The sequence below is a fragment of the Pseudomonas fluorescens genome, assembly GCF_900215245.1.
Classification (GTDB): Bacteria; Pseudomonadota; Gammaproteobacteria; order Pseudomonadales; family Pseudomonadaceae; genus Aquipseudomonas; species Aquipseudomonas fluorescens.
In genome coordinates this window covers 1,111,771-1,128,889 of the sequence record NZ_LT907842.1, presented here as the reverse complement: position 1 = coordinate 1,128,889, position 17,119 = coordinate 1,111,771, and the positions used below count along the sequence as shown (strand labels likewise).

The 17,119-nt window shown below is 61.4% G+C and carries 17 protein-coding genes; 13 read left to right on the top strand and 4 right to left on the bottom strand.

What is annotated here, in order from left to right:
- Window positions 1–16 precede the first annotated feature (16 nt).
- Window positions 17–1,009: an AraC family transcriptional regulator gene (locus CPH89_RS05330; RefSeq protein ID WP_053257973.1), complete on the top strand. Its 993-nt coding sequence runs from the start codon at window positions 17–19 to the stop codon at window positions 1,007–1,009.
- A 133-nt stretch (window positions 1,010–1,142) separates the two neighbouring features.
- Here the strand turns inward: CPH89_RS05330 and CPH89_RS05325 are convergent, their stop codons facing one another.
- Window positions 1,143–2,018, bottom strand: a complete 876-nt coding sequence (locus CPH89_RS05325) for a LysR family transcriptional regulator (RefSeq protein ID WP_053257972.1) — start codon at window positions 2,016–2,018, stop codon at window positions 1,143–1,145.
- Window positions 2,019–2,132: 114 nt separating this feature from the next.
- Between CPH89_RS05325 and CPH89_RS05320 the strand changes: the two genes are divergently transcribed.
- Genes CPH89_RS05320 through catA form a run of 3 tightly spaced genes read left to right on the top strand, consistent with a single transcriptional unit; the run spans window position 2,133 to window position 4,534 of the window.
- Window positions 2,133–3,260 (top strand): muconate cycloisomerase family protein, encoded by a 1,128-nt coding sequence (locus CPH89_RS05320; RefSeq protein WP_053257971.1) that lies wholly within the window; start codon window positions 2,133–2,135, stop codon window positions 3,258–3,260.
- Window positions 3,261–3,272: 12 nt separating this feature from the next.
- On the top strand, window positions 3,273–3,563 hold the full coding sequence (catC, locus tag CPH89_RS05315; protein ID WP_053257970.1) for a muconolactone Delta-isomerase: 291 nt from the start codon (window positions 3,273–3,275) through the stop codon (window positions 3,561–3,563).
- Window positions 3,564–3,604: 41 nt separating this feature from the next.
- On the top strand, window positions 3,605–4,534 hold the full coding sequence (catA, locus tag CPH89_RS05310) for a catechol 1,2-dioxygenase (RefSeq protein ID WP_053257969.1): 930 nt from the start codon (window positions 3,605–3,607) through the stop codon (window positions 4,532–4,534).
- Window positions 4,535–4,661: 127 nt separating this feature from the next.
- Here the strand turns inward: catA and CPH89_RS05305 are convergent, their stop codons facing one another.
- Window positions 4,662–5,135: an Lrp/AsnC family transcriptional regulator gene (locus CPH89_RS05305; RefSeq protein WP_003176072.1), complete on the bottom strand. Its 474-nt coding sequence runs from the start codon at window positions 5,133–5,135 to the stop codon at window positions 4,662–4,664.
- 144 nt (window positions 5,136–5,279) lie between these two features.
- Here CPH89_RS05305 and kynU point away from each other — a divergent pair, with 144 nt between their 5' ends.
- Window positions 5,280–6,530, top strand: coding sequence for a kynureninase (kynU, locus tag CPH89_RS05300; RefSeq protein WP_053257968.1), 1,251 nt, complete (start codon window positions 5,280–5,282; stop codon window positions 6,528–6,530).
- Between the two features lie 162 nt (window positions 6,531–6,692).
- Window positions 6,693–8,099 (top strand): amino acid permease, encoded by a 1,407-nt coding sequence (locus CPH89_RS05295; protein WP_053257967.1) that lies wholly within the window; start codon window positions 6,693–6,695, stop codon window positions 8,097–8,099.
- Here the strand turns inward: CPH89_RS05295 and CPH89_RS05290 are convergent.
- Window positions 8,045–8,941, bottom strand: a complete 897-nt coding sequence (locus CPH89_RS05290; protein ID WP_053257966.1) for a LysR substrate-binding domain-containing protein — start codon at window positions 8,939–8,941, stop codon at window positions 8,045–8,047. The two genes, CPH89_RS05295 and CPH89_RS05290, sit on opposite strands and share 55 nt — an antisense overlap.
- A gap of 188 nt (window positions 8,942–9,129) precedes the next feature.
- Between CPH89_RS05290 and CPH89_RS05285 the strand changes: the two genes are divergently transcribed.
- From CPH89_RS05285 to CPH89_RS05265, 5 genes are all read left to right on the top strand, one after another.
- Window positions 9,130–9,894 carry a sulfite exporter TauE/SafE family protein gene (locus CPH89_RS05285; RefSeq protein ID WP_053257965.1) on the top strand — a complete coding sequence of 255 codons (765 nt, stop codon included), beginning with the start codon at window positions 9,130–9,132 and terminating at the stop codon, window positions 9,892–9,894.
- Window positions 9,895–10,018: 124 nt separating this feature from the next.
- Window positions 10,019–10,609, top strand: coding sequence for an NADPH:quinone oxidoreductase MdaB (locus CPH89_RS05280; RefSeq protein WP_053257964.1), 591 nt, complete (start codon window positions 10,019–10,021; stop codon window positions 10,607–10,609).
- Between the two features lie 30 nt (window positions 10,610–10,639).
- Window positions 10,640–11,536, top strand: a complete 897-nt coding sequence (locus CPH89_RS05275; RefSeq protein WP_053257963.1) for a LysR family transcriptional regulator — start codon at window positions 10,640–10,642, stop codon at window positions 11,534–11,536.
- Between the two features lie 103 nt (window positions 11,537–11,639).
- Complete coding sequence (locus CPH89_RS05270; protein WP_053257962.1) at window positions 11,640–12,533, top strand: NAD-dependent epimerase/dehydratase family protein; 894 nt, start codon at window positions 11,640–11,642, stop codon at window positions 12,531–12,533.
- A 206-nt stretch (window positions 12,534–12,739) separates the two neighbouring features.
- Window positions 12,740–14,185 (top strand): SulP family inorganic anion transporter, encoded by a 1,446-nt coding sequence (locus CPH89_RS05265; RefSeq protein WP_053257961.1) that lies wholly within the window; start codon window positions 12,740–12,742, stop codon window positions 14,183–14,185.
- 69 nt (window positions 14,186–14,254) lie between these two features.
- Here the strand turns inward: CPH89_RS05265 and CPH89_RS05260 are convergent, their stop codons facing one another.
- Entirely contained in the window at window positions 14,255–14,647 is a 393-nt protein-coding gene (locus CPH89_RS05260; RefSeq protein WP_053257960.1) for a lysozyme inhibitor LprI family protein, read from the bottom strand.
- A 248-nt stretch (window positions 14,648–14,895) separates the two neighbouring features.
- Between CPH89_RS05260 and CPH89_RS05255 the strand changes: the two genes are divergently transcribed.
- Together CPH89_RS05255 and CPH89_RS05250 are read left to right on the top strand one after the other, a co-directional pair.
- Complete coding sequence (locus CPH89_RS05255; RefSeq protein ID WP_069553107.1) at window positions 14,896–16,245, top strand: GntT/GntP/DsdX family permease; 1,350 nt, start codon at window positions 14,896–14,898, stop codon at window positions 16,243–16,245.
- Window positions 16,246–16,257: 12 nt separating this feature from the next.
- Complete coding sequence (locus CPH89_RS05250) at window positions 16,258–17,118, top strand: MurR/RpiR family transcriptional regulator (RefSeq protein ID WP_053257958.1); 861 nt, start codon at window positions 16,258–16,260, stop codon at window positions 17,116–17,118.
- The last annotated feature ends 1 nt before the right edge of the window (window position 17,119 follow it).

The window sequence follows — 17,119 nt, the reverse complement described above, 5'->3', positions numbered from 1 at the left end:
CCGTGGGTGCACCCTGATGAGTAGCCATACACGCGATATCCATATTCAACGCTTCGACCTGGAGGGCGCCTGCAGCTGGATGTCCGGCATCTGCGGGCCGCATCGCCTGGCGACGGCGACGCCCGAGCGCCTGCGCTTTCACCACAGTGCCAATGTGTTCAAGTCCCGCGCCACCACCTTGGGCGTGATCGAATACGGCACTGATGTGACCATCGACATCGAAGACGCCGAGCATTTCAGCAGTTACAGCCTGAGCCTGCCGCTGGTGGGCGAGCAGGAGTTGAGCAAGAACGGTTTGAGCCTGAGCTCCAATTGCGATCAAGGGGTGATCATTTCGCCCAACGAGCATCAGGTGCTGGCTATTTCCGGTGATTGCCGCAAGTTGCAGGTGGTCATTACGCGCGCGGCGATGAGCGAATCCCTTGAGGGCTTGCTGCAACGGCCGATTGAAGCGCCGCTGCGGTTTGAGTCGGTGATGGATGCGGTGGACGGTGCTTCGGCGTCGTGGTGGCGCATGGCGCGGTATTTCATCGCCGAGCTTGAACGCAGCAGCGAGTTGTATGAGCAGGCGGCGTTTACCCGCGATCTGGAAAGCTCGCTGATCAAGGGCCTGATCCTCGCCCAGCCGAACAACTACTCCGAAGAACTGCGCGACGTACTCGGCGTGAAGCTGCCGCATTACTTGATTCGCGCGCGGCAGTACATCCACGACAACGCCCGTGAAGCCGTGCATCTGGAAGACCTGGAAACCGCTGCCGGGGTGTCGCGGTTCAAGTTGTTCGATGCGTTTCGCAAATACTTTGCCTTGTCGCCCATGGCGTACTTGAAGAAACACCGGTTGGGCGCGGTGCGCCAGGACATCCTCGAACACGGCTCTACGCGTACCATTTCCGAAATCGCCCTGGGGTGGGGGTTTACGCACTTGGGCCGGTTCTCGGCGGAATACCGCAAGCTGTTTGACGAGTCGCCCAGCCAGACCTTACAGCGCAAGCGCCTGCGCAGCCTTTGAAGACAATGAGGATCAAACTGTGGGAGCGGGCTTGCCTGCGATGGCGGTGGGCCAATCAGCAAAGATGCCAACTGATCCACCGCTATCGCAGGCAAGCCAGCTCCCACATTGGATATCCAGTGTTTGGGCGATCTCAGATCAGCTCTTCCACCAATTGCAGGCAATGACTCAGCCCCGGCGACTGATCATTCACCCGGCGGCTGAGAATGATCGGCGAGGTTGCGGTGGTTTCCACAATCGGCGTGTAGCCGATATCTGCGCGGTGCAGCACCTGCACCGAGGCCGGTACCAGGGTCACGCCCATGCCCGCGCCGACCAGCCCGATAGCGGTCTGCAACTCGTTGGTCCACTGCGCCACCTGGAGGCTCAAGCCGTGGGCGTCGAACAGCGCAATCACATGGTCGGCATAGCTGGGGCGCGGGTTGCCGGGGTAGAGCACAAAGGGTTCGGCGGCCAACTGGGCGAGGCTGGCGGGGGCACCGAGCAACCGGTGGCCGGCCGGCAGCACCGCCACCAGTCGGTCCTCGACCAGCACGCGCTGGACGATGGCCGGGTCGTCGATGCGAATACGCCCGAAGCCCACGTCGATACGCCCGGCCTTGAGCGCTTCGACCTGCTGCAAGGTGGTCATCTCCGAGAGCCCCAATTCCAGCTCCAGCGCTTCATGGTTGCGCAGCCGTCGAATCAACTCCGGCAGCACGCCGTACAACGTCGATGGCGCGAAGCCGATGCCCAACCAGGTCTTCTCGCCCTGGCCGATGCGCCGCGTGTTGTCGCAGACCTTGCCCAGTTGTTCCAGCAGCACATTGGCGTGCTCATAGAAAAACCGCCCGGCCTCGGTCAGCCGCAGCGGTCGGCCGCGTTCCAGCAAAATCACCCCCAATTCATCTTCCAATTGCTGGATCTGCCGGCTCAACGGCGGCTGGGCGATGTGCAGGCGTTCGGCGGCGCGGGTGAAGTTGAGGGTTTCACCCAGCACCTGGAAATAGCGCAGATGACGCAGTTCCATCACGGCTCCTTTCATACCTTGAAGGTATTGTGCGAGACCCATTCTATATTGGAAGCCAGCAAAAATACGGCACAGAATCGGCTCAAACCTATAAAGAACCCAACGGGTATAGCCATGCCGATTTGCGCCATCGAGTCGATCGAGACCATCATCGTCGACCTCCCGACCATCCGCCCGCACAAGCTGGCGATGCACACGATGCAAAACCAGACCCTGGTGATTATCCGCGTGCGTTGCGCCGACGGCATTGAAGGTATCGGCGAGTCCACCACCATCGGCGGCCTGAGCTACGGCAATGAAAGCCCCGACAGCATCAAGATCAATATCGATCGGCACTTCGCGCCGCTGTTGATTGGCCAGGACGCGAGCAATATCAATGCTGCCATGTTGCGCCTGGAGCGTAGCATTCGCGGCAATACGTTTGCCAAGTCCGGCGTCGAAAGCGCCTTGCTTGACGCCCTCGGCAAACGCCGCCACCTGCCGGTCAGCGAACTGCTCGGCGGCCGCGTGCGCGACGCCTTGCCGGTGGCCTGGACGCTGGCCAGCGGCAACACCGAACAGGACATTGCCGAGGCCGAAAAGATGCTCGACCTGCGCCGTCACCGTATCTTCAAATTGAAGATTGGCGCCGGTGAAGTCGGCCGCGACCTGGCCCACGTCATCGCGATCAAAAAGGCCCTGGGCGAGCGCGCCAGTGTGCGCGTTGACGTCAATCAGGCGTGGGACGAAGCCGTGGCCCTGCGTGCGTGCAAAGTGCTCGGTGATAACGGCATCGACCTGATTGAACAACCGATCTCACGCAATAACCGCAGTGGCATGGCACGGCTGAACCTGTCGAGCCCGGCGCCGATCATGGCGGACGAATCGATTGAATGTGTGGAAGACGCCTTCAACCTGGCCCGCGAAGGCGCGGCCTCGGTGTTCGCGCTCAAGATTGCCAAAAATGGCGGCCCGCGCGCGGTATTGCGCACCGCCGCGATTGCCGACGCGGCGGGCATCGGCCTCTACGGCGGCACCATGCTTGAAGGCGGCATCGGCACCCTGGCCTCGGCGCATGCCTTCCTCACCTTGAACACGCTGGCGTGGGACACCGAACTGTTCGGCCCACTGCTGCTGACCGAAGACATCCTCAGCGAGCCGCTGGTGTACCGCGATTTCCAGCTGCATGTGTCGCGCTTACCGGGCCTGGGCCTGACTATTGATGAAGAGCGTCTGGCGTTCTTCCGTCGTGACAAACACTAAGAGGCGCCTGCCATGTTGTTCCACGTAAAAATGACCGTGAACCTGCCCATCGACCTCAACCCCGAACGCGCGGCGGCCCTGAAAGCCGACGAGAAGGCCCTGGCGCAGCGCCTGCAACAGGAGGGCAAATGGCGCCACCTGTGGCGCATCGCCGGGCATTACGCCAACTACAGCGTGTTCGATGTCGACAGCGTCCAGGCACTGCACGACCTGCTGATGCAACTGCCGCTGTTCCCCTATATGACCATCGAAATTAACGCCCTGTGCCGGCACCCTTCGTCGATCCGTGAAGACGACCGCTGAGCCTGTTTTGCACCCAATAATGACAAGATGAGGATTGCACCATGACCATCCGACTTTCCCAGACTGCCCACGCCCAACAGTTTCTCGAAGAAGCCAGCGGCAGCCTCAACGACGGCGGCAACCCGCGCACCAAGGCGTTGGTTTACCGGATCCTGCGCGACACGGTGAACATCATCGAAGACCTGGAGGTGACCCCGGAAGAGTTTTGGAAAGCGGTCAATTACCTCAACGAATTGGGCAAGAACCAGGAAGCCGGTTTGCTTGCTGCCGGGTTGGGCCTGGAGCATTACCTGGACCTGCTGATGGACGCCGCCGACGAAGCGGCCGGCAAATCCGGTGGCACCCCGCGCACCATTGAAGGCCCGCTGTATGTGGCCGGGGCGCCGCTGTCCAAGTACGAGGCGCGGTTGGACGATGGCAAGGACGACGCGGTGCCGCTGTTTATGCGTGGGCAAGTACGCGACACCGACGGCACGCCGTTGGCCGGGGCGATTGTCGATGTGTGGCAGGCCAATACCGGCGGCACGTATTCGTGGTTTGACCCGACGCAATCCGAGTTCAACCTGCGCCGGCGTATCGAGACCGATGCCCAGGGCAACTACCGGTTTCGCAGCATCGTGCCGTCAGGGTATGGCTGCCCGCCGACCGGGCCGACCCAGCAGTTGCTCGATCAACTGGGGCGTCATGGGCAGCGGCCGGCGCATATTCACTTCTTCATTTCGGCGCCGGGGCATCGGCATTTGACCACGCAGATCAACCTGTCGGATGACCCGTACCTGCATGATGATTTTGCCTATGCGACGCGCGATGAATTGATCGCCGAGATTCGCTTCAGTGACGACCGGCAACTGGCGCGCGAGTTTGGCGTGGAAGGGCGGTTTGCGCAGATTGATTTTGATTTTGCGCTGCAATCGTCCGGCGCACCGCAGGAGCAGAAACGCATGCAGCGCGTGCGCGCCCTCGAAGACTGATTAACGCGGTTTAAAAATGTGGGAGCGGGCTTGCTCGCGAATGCGATGGATCAGCCAGCACATGTATTGACTGGCACACCGCCTTCGCGAGCAAGCCCGCTCCCACATGGGTTCTGTGGTGTTCTGGTTATTTGCGTACGACTAAGTCCAGCACCTCATCCCGATCCTTGATCTTCTGCAACACAATCTCCGAGCGAATATCCATCACCCCGGCCGTGCGGTTCAGGTGGTTCACGATAAAGTCCGAAAAGTGCTTGAGGTTGCGTGCCTGCACCCGCAACACATAGTTGCTGGCCCCGGTAATCACATACGCACTGGCCACCTCCGGCCAGCCTTGCACCTTCTTGATAAACGTCTCATGCCAATCCTCCACATCCTGGCGTAATGACAGGTGGACGATGGCTTCCAGCTCGATTCCCAGTTGCTCGGCATTCAACACCGCGCGGTAGCCGCTGATGATTCCCTCGCTCTCCAGCAGGCGCAAGCGACGCAGGCAGGCGGAAGGCGACAGGGCGACTTTTTCCGCCAGTTCCTGGTTACTGATACGGCCGTCCTGTTGCAGAAAATGCAGGAGGCGCAGGTCGGTGGCGTCAAGAATCATGCTTAGAATAAATCCGCGTGTTTTGGAGTTAAATTCGAATTTCCTACAGCTTAATTAGCCTGTTGCCCGCCACTTTGCACGAAAATTCTCTAAAGTTTCGTTCATTATTTTGTCCATCGTCACTTATAAGAATCAGGACAGACCATGACCACTCGAAGCCACTGCCAAGCCCTCGACGCCCAGGACCCGTTGGCGCCACTGCGTCGCCAGTTCGCCCTGCCCGAGGGCGTCATCTACCTCGACGGCAACTCCCTCGGTGCGCGCCCGGTGGCGGCCTTGGCGCGGGCGCAGGCGGTGATTGCAGAGGAGTGGGGCAATGGCCTGATTCGCAGTTGGAACAGCGCCGGCTGGGCAGCGTTGTCGCAGCGCCTGGGCAACCGCCTGGCGCCGCTGATCGGTGCCCGCGACGACGAAGTGGTGATTACGGATACCACGTCCATCAATCTGTTCAAGGTGCTCAGCGCCGCGTTGAGCGTGCAGCGCCAACGCGCGCCGGCGCGCAAGGTGATTGTCAGCGAGGCGAGCAATTTCCCCACCGACCTGTACATCGCCGAAGGCCTGGCCGAGCTGCTGCAACAGGGTTATTCGCTGCGACTGGTCAACCGCCCGGACGAGCTGCCGCAGGCCATCGACCAGGACGTCGCGGTGGTGATGCTCACCCACGTCAATTACAAGACCGGCTACATGTACGACATGCAGGCGCTCACTGCGTTGAGCCACGAGTGCGGCGCGCTGAGCATCTGGGACCTGGCCCATTCGGCGGGTGCGGTGCCCATCGACCTGCATAAGGCCGGTACCGATTACGCGATTGGCTGCACCTACAAATACCTCAATGGCGGGCCGGGCTCCCAGGCATTTGTGTGGGTCAACCCGACGTTGGTGGACGTGGTACGCCAGCCGTTGTCGGGCTGGTTCGGGCATACCCGGCAATTCGCCATGGAGGCTCAATATGCCCCAAGCAGCGGCATCGCCCGTTACCTGTGCGGCACGCAGCCGATCACCTCATTGGCGATGGTCGAATGCGGCCTGGAGATTTTTGCCCAAACCGATATGGCCAGCCTGCGCAGCAAGTCCCTGGCGCTGACTGACCTGTTTATCGCCTTGGTGGAGGCCCGTTGTGCTGCCCATGGTTTGGTGCTGATCACCCCGCGTGAGCACGCCCAGCGCGGCAGCCATGTGAGCTTCGAACACCCGGAAGGTTACGCGGTGATTCAAGCCCTGATCGCCCGTGGCGTGATCGGCGATTACCGCGAGCCGCGCATCATGCGCTTTGGTTTCACCCCGCTGTACACAAGCTTTACCGAGGTGTGGGATGCGGTGGAAATCCTCGGCGACATCCTCGACAACCACACCTGGGACCAGCCGCAATTCAAAGTGCGCAACAGCGTCACCTAAGAACACTGCAAGACCAATGTGGGAGCGGGCTTGCTCGCGAAAGCGGTGTATCAGAAACATATTCTGTAACTGACCCACCGCCTTCGCGAGCAAGCCCGCTCCCACAGTGGATCTGTGTCTATATCCAAACCGTGCAATCACAATAATAAAGGGGCACACCACGTGACCACGCCAGACAACGGCTTTGCAGAGATCACCCATCGCGAACTGGGCCTGAGGCGTCAGCTGACTTCCGGCCAGATGAGCATGATCGCCATCGGTGGCGCCATCGGCACCGGGCTGTTTATGGGCAGTGCCTATGCCATCGGCTATGCCGGGCCCAGCGTGCTGGTGAGCTACGCCATCGGCGCGCTGATTACCTTACTGCTGATGGGCTGCCTGGCGGAGATGACGGTGGCGCATTCCACCTCAGGCTCCTTTGGCGCGTATGCCGAGTTCTATATCAGCCCCTTGGCCGGTTTTCTGGTGCGTTACGCGTACTGGGCGGCGATTGTGCTGGCGGTCGGCGCGGAGGTCACGGCGGTGGCGATGTACATGAAGTACTGGTTCGCCAACGTGCCGGAGTGGGTGTGGATCGTGTCGTTTTCCAGTGTGTTGATTCTGCTCAATGCGATCAGCGTGAAGACCTTCGGTAATTTTGAATACTGGTTCTCTACGATCAAGATCAGCGCCATTGTCGGCTTCATCATCCTCGCGGTGTACGTGGTATTCGGCTCCGGCAACCCGCAATACGGGGTGCAGAACTACACGGCCCACGGCGGCTTTTTTCCGCATGGCTTGAGCGGCATGTGGATCGCGGTGATCGTGTCGATCTTCAGCTACCTGAGCGTGGAGATGATCGCGGTGGCCGCCGGTGAAGCGGCCGACCCGGAACAGGCGGTGAAGAAAGCCTTTCGCGCGACCATCGTGCGTCTGGTGGTGTTCTACCTGCTGACCCTGGCGCTGATGCTGGCCATCGTGCCGTGGAACCAGTCCGGGCAGACCCAGAGCCCGTTCGTAACGGTGATGCAGACCATCGGCATTCCCGGTGCCACCGGGGTGATGAATTTCGTGATTCTGATCGCGGCGCTGTCGGCGATGAACAGCCAGCTCTACATCACCACGCGCATGATGTTCAGCCTGTCTCGCGCAGGCTTTGCGCCCAGGTCCATGGGCGCCTTGAGCAAGAGCGGGATTCCGTTGAACGCCTTGCTGCTGTCCAGTTCGGGCATTGCCCTGGCGACGCTGCTGAACGTGGTGTACCCGGAAAGTTCGTTCACCTTGATGATGGCGATCTCAATGTTTGGCGCGATCTTCACCTGGTTCATGATCTTCCTCACGCACTTTTTTTTCCGCCGCTATCGCAAGCGTAACGGCGGCGCACAGCTGTCGTTCCAACTGCGCCTGTTCCCCTACAGCACGCTGCTGGGCCTGGTGCTGATGGGCGCGGTGATGATCACCACGTATTTCACCGAGGCGTTCAAGATGACTCTGGTGTTCGGCGTGCCGTTCCTGCTGATTCTGTCGGCGGTGTATTACGGGTTTTTCCGCAAGGGCAGGGCCAAGGCGTCGAACAAGGCCTTGGCATAACCGGGCAATTGTTCGAACGAACGCGCGCATAACAGCAGCGTGCGTCGGGCCCAATCCTCTTGCAGAGGTTGGGCCTTGATCGGGCGCTCCAGTGGCCAGCGTTCCAATGCCGCTTGGGGCACAATCCCCAGGCCCGCGCCCCGGGCGACCATGCGCATGACCCCATCAAAACCCTCGGCGCGAATGCGGGTTTGCAGGCGAAAGCCGCTGTGCAGCGCCTGTTCTTCCAGGTACACCGCCAGCGCACTGTTGGCGGCCAGGCCTACATAGTCGTGTTGCAGGCTGTCGATAAAACTCACCGAACCGGTCGCCAGCGGATGCTCCAGAGGCATGATCAGCACCAGCGGGTCGTCGCGAAAGGGCGCGGTCTGCAAGCCGTGGGTGTCGACGGCGTCGGAAATAATCCCCAAGTCCGCCGTGCCTTGGCGCAAGGCCTGGGTGATGCGCAGGCTCGGCAGTTCCTGCAACTCGATATCGAGGTTGGGGTGCTCGCACAAAAAATCCGCGAGCAGTTCCGGCAGGTATTCGCTGAGGGCGGTGGTGTTGCACAGCAGGCGCACCTGGCCTTTGACACCCTTGGCGTATTCCGCCAGTTCCTGTTGCAGGTGTTCGGCTTGTTGCAGCAGCAAGCGCGCGTGCCGGGCCAGCGCGTTGCCGGCGGCGGTGGGTGTAACGCCACGGCGGCCGCGTTCGAGCAACTCAATGCCCAGTGACGCCTCCATCGCGCGAATGCGTGCGCTGGCGGCGGCCAGGGATAAATGGCTGCGGCTGGCGCCTGCGGTGATGTTGCCGGTGTCGAGGGTGTGCAGGTAGAGGCGCAGGTCGATCAGGTCAAAGTGCATGGCTGGAAATTTCCTGTGACTGGGCTGGCCCCATCGCGGGCAAGCCCGCTCGCACATTTTGAGGTGTGAGTAGCGTAACGGTGGGCGCTGGCTTGCCGGCGATGGCCATCTAAGCCTCATGCAAAACAAGAGGCTGCCTCAGTATATGGCGAATTTCAGCGCCCATTGAAAAGCCCCACACTCGGCCCATGAATACCTTCCTCGCGTTCTACCAAAACCTCGGCCCCGCCTTGACACTGCTGGTGATTGGCACCTTCCTGCTGGCCGGCACGGTCAAAGGGATCATCGGCCTGGGCCTGCCCACGGTCGCCATGGGCATGCTCGGCCTGGCTATGCTCCCGGTGCAGGCTGCCGCGTTACTGATCATTCCTTCAACGGTGACAAACCTCTGGCAACTGGCATTCGGTGGCCACCTGAGCGCATTGCTCAAGCGCCTGTGGCCGATGCTGTTGCTGATTTTCCTCGGCACCGGGCTCGGCACCGTCTGGCTGGGCATGGACGGCGGGCATTGGGTGGTGCGCGCGTTGGGCGGCGCCCTGCTGGTGTACGCGCTGAGCGGGTTGCTGTTGCCGACGTTCAAGGTGAAGCCGGCAGCCGAACGCTGGTTGGGTCCGGTGTGCGGGCTGATCACCGGCCTCATCACTTCGGCCACGGGTGTGTTCGTGATTCCAGCCGTGCCGTACCTGCAAGCCTTGGGCTTGAACCGCGATCAGTTGGTACAGGCCTTGGGGTTGTCGTTCACTGTCTCGACCCTGGCGCTGGCCGCCGGTCTGGCCTGGAGCGGCACCTTGGGCGGCGGCGAAATAAACGCCTCGCTGCTGGCGCTGGTGCCCGCCCTGTTGGGTATGTGGCTGGGCCAGGCGCTGCGCCGGCGCATCAGCGCGGTGCTGTTCAAACGGGTATTTTTTATCGGCATGGCCTTACTGGGTGGTCATTTATTGATCAGTGGCTAAGTCAAAAGTGCTCCTGCAATTCGTGCGTTTTGGTCAAATGTATTTTGCGGCGCCGCGGCTTATTCCGAGGGTGCAATGTCGATAGCCTGCCGGCAGACATTGTTAACCCTCTGGATTCCCTCCCATGAAAAACGTCCTCCTGCTGAACGGCGGCAAGAAATTCGCCCACTCCGATGGTCGCTATAACACCACGCTGCATGAGACTGCCGTGGCCGTTCTCGACCGTGGTGGCCTCGACGTCCAAGTCACGCATATCGACGAAGGCTACGACGTCGCCGAAGAGGTCGCCAAATTCCTCTGGGCCGACGTGATCATCTACCAGATGCCCGGCTGGTGGATGGGTGCGCCGTGGATCGTCAAGAAGTACCTCGACGAAGTCTTCACCGAAGGCCACGGCAGCCTGTACGCCAGCGACGGCCGAACCCGTTCCGATACCTCGCAGAAATACGGCAGCGGCGGCCTGATCCAGGGCAAGCAGTACATGCTGTCGCTGACCTGGAACGCGCCGCAGCAAGCCTTCGACGACCCGACTGATTTCTTCGAAGCCAAGGGCGTGGACGCGGTGTACTTCCCGTTCCACAAGGCCAATGAGTTTCTCGGCATGACCGGCCTGCCGACCTTCCTCTGCGTGGACGTGATGAAACGCCCGGCCATCGAGGTCGACGTGGCGCGCTACGAGCAGCATCTGGCGCAGGTGTTCAACCTCTCGGTGTAAGCTGCGGTTAACCGATAAAGAGGACTGCCTGTGAAAGCCCGATCCGATGAGCTACAGATCTTCGTCAGCGTGATTGAGTGCGGCTCGATTTCGGCTGCGGCGGAGCAGGTCGGGCAGACGCCGTCGGCGGTCAGCCGCACCTTGTCGCGCCTGGAGGCCAAGCTCGACACCACGCTGATCAACCGCACCACGCGGCGCATGGACCTGACCGAAGAGGGCAAGTACTTCTTTGAGCAGGCCAAGGTGATTCTGGCGCAGATGGATGACCTGGAAGAACGCCTGTCGTCACGCCAGAAGAAACCGGCGGGGCGCCTGCGCATCAATGCCGCCGTGCCGTTCATGCTGCATGGGATCGTGCCGTACATCGCCGAGTTTCGCCGTTTGTACCCGGATATCCAGCTGGAGCTGAACAGCGATGACCTGATCATCGACCTGCTCGAGCAGAGCACCGACATTGCCATTCGCATCGGTGTCCTGGCCGATTCCACCTTGCATGCACGCGCCCTTGGCTGCACACCGCTGCATATCCTGGCCAGCCCCGAATACCTCAAGCAGTACGGCACGCCCAGCACGGTCGCAGCGTTGGCGGATCACACGTTGATGGGCTTCACGCAGACAGAAACGCTCAACCATTGGCCATTGCGCCACGTGGAAGGTGATCGATGGCTGATCCAGCCCGGCATTGCGGCGTCCAGCGGCGAGACCTTGCGCCAGTTGGCACTGGAAGGGCAGGGCATTTGCTGCCTGTCGAACTTCATGACGGTCGAAGACATCAACGCCGGGCGCCTGGTGCCGCTGCTGGAAGCGTTCAACAGTGGCTATCGCCAGCCGATCCACGCGGTGTTCTACCGCAACTCGCAGTTGGCGTTGCGCATCCAGTGCTTTCTGGACTTCATTCAGGCCAAGCTGGCGCGGTATGCCTGCTGATTCGTGACCGCAGCGCAAGATTGAATTGGGCGACAGGGCCTTATTCGACGCGAATGCAGGCTTGATACTGGGGGCATCACTTACCCAGTCAGGAGCACTCTCCATGCACGTATTCGTTACCGGCGCCGCAGGTTTTATCGGTGGCTCCATTGCAACCGGCCTGGCCAACGCCGGGCACCACGTCACCGGCCTGGTACGCAGCGCCGAACAAGCCGCTGAGATGACTCGCCTGGGCATCACCGCAGTGATCGGCACCCTTGATGACGCCGCGGTGTTGACCGAGCAAGCGCAGAAAGCCGATGCGGTGATCAACGCCGCGAGCAGCGATCATCGTGCAGCCGTGGAAACCTTGCTGGCCGCCTTGAAAGGCTCGAACAAGGTGTTCCTGCACACCAGCGGTTCGAGCATCGTCGGTGATGCGTCGGGCGGTAAGGCCAGCGCTGTCATCTACCGTGAAGACAACCTGCCGGAGCCGACCGTCGACAAGGCCGCTCGCGTAGCCATCGATAACCTGATCCTGGCCGCGGCCAAGGACGGCGTGAATTCGGCGGTGATTTGCAACACCCTGATTTATGGCCACAGCCTGGGCGTGAAGCGGGACAGCGTGCAATTGCCGCGACTGCTCAAGCAGGCGCGCAAGAGCGGCGTGGTGCGCCATGTGGGCACCGGGCAGAACATCTGGTCCAACGTGCATATTGAAGACGTGGTTGCGCTCTACCTTCTGGCGCTGACGAAAAACATTCCGGGCACGTTCTACTTTGTGGAAAGTGGCGAGGCGTCGTTTGTCGACATGACCACCGCGATTGCTCAAGCGCTGCAGCTGGGCGCGCCGCAGGATTGGCCGTTGGCTGACGCGCAAGCCGAATGGGGCTATGAAATGGCCAACTACGGCCTGGGTTCCAACAGCCGCGTGCGTGGCAAGCATGCCCGTGAACAACTGGGCTGGGCGCCGACGCGTACGTCGGTGGTGGAGTGGATTCGCCACGAAATGGTGTGATGTTCGCTTAACACCGGAGTGCGGCCATCGCGGGCAAGCCCGGCTCCCACATCGACCGAGTCGTTCAAGCAACACGCGGTCAAAGTGGGCGCTGGCTTGCCTGCGATAGGGGCCACTCGGTCTACCTGACCTGACACTTCACTGGCCCCACCCGCCGCAATTCCGTACCATTCCCCGCCTAATCCCCCGCAATGCCCTGGTACCCCATGAAACTCACCCGTCTGCGCGCCGATGCCCTGGCCGGCCTGACCACGTCTTTTGCACTGCTGCCCGAATGCATCGCCTTTGCGTTGGTCGCGCACCTTAACCCGCTGATGGGGCTCTACGGCGCCTTCATCATTTGCACCCTCACCGCGTTGTTCGGCGGCCGCCCTGGCATGGTCTCGGGCGCGGCAGGTTCGATGGCGGTGGTCATCGTCGCGCTGGTGGTGCAGCACGGCGTGGAGTATTTGCTGGCGACGGTGCTGCTGGGCGGGCTGATCATGGTTGCGTTCGGCCTGTTGCGCCTGGGCAAACTGGTGCGCATGGTGCCGCACTCGGTGATGCTCGGGTTCGTTAACGGCCTGGCGATCATTATTGCGCTGGCACAACTGGAGCATTTCAAGAGCGGTGAACATTGGCTCAGCGGCACGCCGTTGTATGTGATGACGGGCCTGGTTGTGCTGACTATGGCAATTGTCTACCTGTTGCCGCGCCTGACCCGCGCCGTGCCGCCTGCGCTGGTGGCGATCCTCGGCGTCGGCCTGGCGGTGTACCTGCTCGGCCTGCCGACTCGCACCCTCGGCGACATGGCCCACATTGCCGGTGGCCTGCCGACCTTCGCGTTGCCGCAGATTCCCTGGACCCTGGACACCCTCACGATCATCGCGCCCTACGCGTTCCTGATGGCCATGGTCGGCCTGCTGGAAACCTTGCTCACCCTCAACCTCACCGACGAAATTACCGAGACCCGTGGCTACCCCGACCGCGAAAGTGTGGCCCTGGGCGCGGCGAATATGGTTTCGGGCCTGTTCGGCGGCATGGGCGGTTGCGCGATGATCGGGCAAACCGTGATCAACCTCAGCTCCGGCGGGCGCGGGCGTTTCTCCGGGGTGTTTGCCGGGGTGATGATCCTGTTGTTCATTCTGTTTCTGTCGCCGCTGATCGAGCGCATCCCGCTGGCGGCGCTGGTGGGGGTGATGTTTGTGGTGTCCCAGCAGACCTTCGCCTGGGCGTCGCTGCGGGTGATCAACAAGGTGCCGTTCAACGACGTGTTGGTGATTCTCGCGGTGACGGTGATTACCGTGTTTACCGACCTGGCCACGGCCGTACTGTGCGGCATTGTGATTGCGGCACTCAACTTTGCCTGGCAACAGGCGCGTGAGTTGTATGCCGATGAACATCTGGAAGTCGACGGCAGCAAGCTCTATCGCCTGCACGGCACGCTGTTTTTTGCCTCGACTACGCCGTTTTTGAATCAGTTCGACCCGGCCAATGACCCGGCACAGGTAACGCTTGATTGCCGTCACCTGAGCTTTGTCGACTACTCAGCGATTGCCGCATTGATGACCCTGCGTGAGCGTTACAGCAAGGCCGGCAAACATCTGCGGGTGCTGCACTTGTCGGAGCGCTGCAAGAAGCTGCTCAAGCGCGCGAAGGTTCATCACGACTGATCGGGCTGGGTGTCAGCGGGGCCGGGTCATCGTTACTGGTTTTCGCGCGCCAGCCGGCTCACAGCGCGATCACGGCCCCACCAGGTCTTCGAGTTCCTGGGCGCGGGTCTGGGTCATGTCCAGCAGGCAGCCGGAGCCATTGACCTGGTCGATGGTGCCGCCGGTGGCACTGCCTGCGAAGCTGCAATTGGCGTCGCGGTATTTGATCCACAGGCGCTGAACATCCTGCAGTTGCTGCTTGCGTGCGCCTTCCTGGGCGGCGAGGGCGGTTTTGTACGCCCTGTTCAGGCGCTCGTCCTGCACTTTGGCTTCCTTGGCGTTGCAACTGACCATGTCGGCAGTGGTGTTGGCGCCGTCCATGCATTTCTTTAAAGCCGCGTTGTCGGCGGCCGAGGCGCTGCCGCACAGGGCCAGCAACAGCGCGCTGGCGACGAAGGGAACACGCAGGGTCTTGCGATTCATTGTGGAGATTCCTGATCGTAGTTGAGGCCGCCATCTGAGACTCGGCCCTGGTCGTTGAGTTTGCGCGACGCAAAAAACTTCATGTAAGAACACCCTCCGAATTTTCATGCGCCGGCTTGGGGCATGTCCCCAAGCGACAGCGCTTATCTGTGGGCGAAAATTACTTTCATAAAAATTGAAAATGTTCCTCGGTAATGATTTATGAGTTTCACAACCAATTCGACGTGACCCTTTCCGAGGAGTACCGCATGGCCGCACCACTGGGCTTGGGGCTGTTGGCATACGCTGCCATCGCCATCATTGCATTGATCGTGCTGATTGCACGTTACCGACTTAACCCGTTTATCGTCATCACCCTGGTGTCTATCGGCCTGGCGCTGATGGCCGGGATGCCCGCCGATACCATCATGGGTTCCTACGAGGCGGGTGTCGGTAAGACGTTGGGGCATATCGCTCTGGTGGTCGCGTTGGGCACCATGCTCGGCAAGATGATGGCCGAATCCGGTGGTGCCGAGCAGGTGGCGCGCACGTTGATCAACCGTTTCGGCGAGCGCAATGCGCACTGGGCGATGGTGTGCATCGCGTTCCTGGTGGGGCTGCCGCTGTTTTTCGAGGTCGGTTTTGTGTTGCTGGTGCCGATCGCCTTTACCGTGGCGCGGCGTGTCGGCGTGTCGATCCTGATGGTCGGCTTGCCGATGGTCGCCGGTTTGTCGGTGGTGCATGCGCTGGTGCCACCGCACCCGGCGGCGATGATGGCGGTGCTGGCGTACAACGCGTCGGTGGGGCAGACCGTGCTGTATGCGATTTTGGTGGGGATCCCTACGGCGATTATCGCCGGCCCGCTGTACGCCAAGTTCATCGTGCCGCGCATTCACCTGCCGGCGCAGAACCCGTTGGAGCGCCAGTTTATCGAGCGAGAGCCGCGCACCCGGTTGCCGAGCTTTACGCTGACCATGGGCACCATCCTGTTGCCGGTGGTGCTGATGATGATCGGCGGCTGGGCCAACGTGATTTCGACACCGGGGACCGGTTTCAACCAGTTCCTGCTGTTTATCGGTAACTCGGTGATTGCGCTGCTGGTGGCGACCTTGGTGAGCTTCTGGACCTTGGGGCTGGCCCAGGGCTTTAACCGCGAGGCGATCCTCAAGTTCACCAATGAATGCCTGGCGCCAACCGCCAGCATCACCTTGCTGGTCGGCGCGGGCGGCGGCTTGAACCGTATCCTGGTGGACGCGGGCGTGACCAACGAGATTCTCGGCTTGGCCCATGCTTTCCATTTGTCGCCCCTGGTGATGGGGTGGTTGTTCGCCGCACTGATGCGGATCGCCACGGGCTCGGCCACTGTGGCCATGACGACGGCGTCCGGTGTGGTCGCGCCCGTTGCGCTGGGCCTGGGTTATCCACACCCCGAATTGCTGGTGCTGGCCACCGGAGCGGGTTCGGTGATCTTTTCCCACGTCAACGACGGCGGCTTCTGGCTGATCAAGGAATACTTCAATATGACAGTGATCCAGACCTTCAAGACCTGGACCGTGCTGGAGACCCTGATTTCGGTGGTCGCCTTCGGTCTGACGTACGGTCTGTCCTGCATCCTGTAATTCGGAGACCCCATGGACATCCTCTACCAGATTCGTGCTCGCCAGGAGTCCTTCAGCGCCGGCGAAGGGCGTATCGCCAAGCTGATGCTCGATGACGTGGGCTTTGCCGCGTCGGCCAGCCTGGAAGCGTTGTCGCAACGGGCCGAGGTCAGCACGGCAACCTTGTCGAGGTTTGCGCGCAGTGTGGGGTGCCGCGATCTGCGTGATTTGCGCCTGCAATTGGCGCAGGCCAGTGGCGTGGGCAGCCGCTTTCTGGACCCGGCGGGGTTGCCGGAACAGTCGGCGTTTCATCGGCAGATTCTCGGCGATATCGAAGCGACGTTGCGTCAGCATTTGTCGGGTTTCCACCAGGCGAGTTTTGTCGATGCGGTCAATCTGCTTGGCAAGGTGCGGATGATCCACGCCTTCGGTATGGGCGGCCCATCAAGCCTGTGCAGCGACGAGTTGCAGGTGCGCCTGGTGCGTTTGGGGTACGCGATTTCCTCCAGCCATGACCCGGTGATGATGCGTGTCACGGCGGCGACGTTGGGGCCGGAGCATGCGCTGATCGTGTGTTCGTTGACGGGCCTCACGCCCGAGTTGTTGGACGTGGTGAGGCTGGCGCGCAACTACGATGCGCGCATCGTCGCCATCACCCTGGCCGACTCACCGCTGGCCCAACTGGCAGACGTGTTGCTGCCCTTGCAGCCGGCCGAAACCAGTTTTATCTACAAGCCCACCGCCGCACGCTACGGCATGCTGTTGGCCATCGACGTGCTCGCCACCGAGCTGGCGCTGGCCATGCCGGACGCCAACCAGGAACGCCTGCGCCGGATCAAGCTGGCCCTGGACGACTATCGCGGCGGCCCCGATAGCCTGCCGCTTGGAGATTGAT

Bases quoted from the DNA above. Each gene is read 5' to 3' on its own strand.
- CPH89_RS05270 (WP_053257962.1), top strand. From the start codon at position 11,640: ATGCACGTATTCGTTACCGGCGCCGCAGGTTTTATCGGTGGCTCCATT.
- catC (WP_053257970.1), top strand. From the start codon at position 3,273: ATGTTGTTCCACGTAAAAATGACCGTGAACCTGCCCATCGACCTCAAC.
- CPH89_RS05290 (WP_053257966.1), bottom strand. From the start codon at position 8,941: ATGCACTTTGACCTGATCGACCTGCGCCTCTACCTGCACACCCTCGAC.
- CPH89_RS05305 (WP_003176072.1), bottom strand. From the start codon at position 5,135: ATGATTCTTGACGCCACCGACCTGCGCCTCCTGCATTTTCTGCAACAG.
- CPH89_RS05285 (WP_053257965.1), top strand. From the start codon at position 9,130: ATGAATACCTTCCTCGCGTTCTACCAAAACCTCGGCCCCGCCTTGACA.
- CPH89_RS05320 (WP_053257971.1), top strand. From the start codon at position 2,133: ATGCCGATTTGCGCCATCGAGTCGATCGAGACCATCATCGTCGACCTC.
- CPH89_RS05250 (WP_053257958.1), top strand. From the start codon at position 16,258: ATGGACATCCTCTACCAGATTCGTGCTCGCCAGGAGTCCTTCAGCGCC.
- CPH89_RS05325 (WP_053257972.1), bottom strand. From the start codon at position 2,018: ATGGAACTGCGTCATCTGCGCTATTTCCAGGTGCTGGGTGAAACCCTC.
- CPH89_RS05280 (WP_053257964.1), top strand. From the start codon at position 10,019: ATGAAAAACGTCCTCCTGCTGAACGGCGGCAAGAAATTCGCCCACTCC.
- kynU (WP_053257968.1), top strand. From the start codon at position 5,280: ATGACCACTCGAAGCCACTGCCAAGCCCTCGACGCCCAGGACCCGTTG.
- CPH89_RS05260 (WP_053257960.1), bottom strand. From the start codon at position 14,647: ATGAATCGCAAGACCCTGCGTGTTCCCTTCGTCGCCAGCGCGCTGTTG.
- catA (WP_053257969.1), top strand. From the start codon at position 3,605: ATGACCATCCGACTTTCCCAGACTGCCCACGCCCAACAGTTTCTCGAA.
- CPH89_RS05265 (WP_053257961.1), top strand. From the start codon at position 12,740: ATGAAACTCACCCGTCTGCGCGCCGATGCCCTGGCCGGCCTGACCACG.
- CPH89_RS05330 (WP_053257973.1), top strand. From the start codon at position 17: ATGAGTAGCCATACACGCGATATCCATATTCAACGCTTCGACCTGGAG.
- CPH89_RS05255 (WP_069553107.1), top strand. From the start codon at position 14,896: ATGGCCGCACCACTGGGCTTGGGGCTGTTGGCATACGCTGCCATCGCC.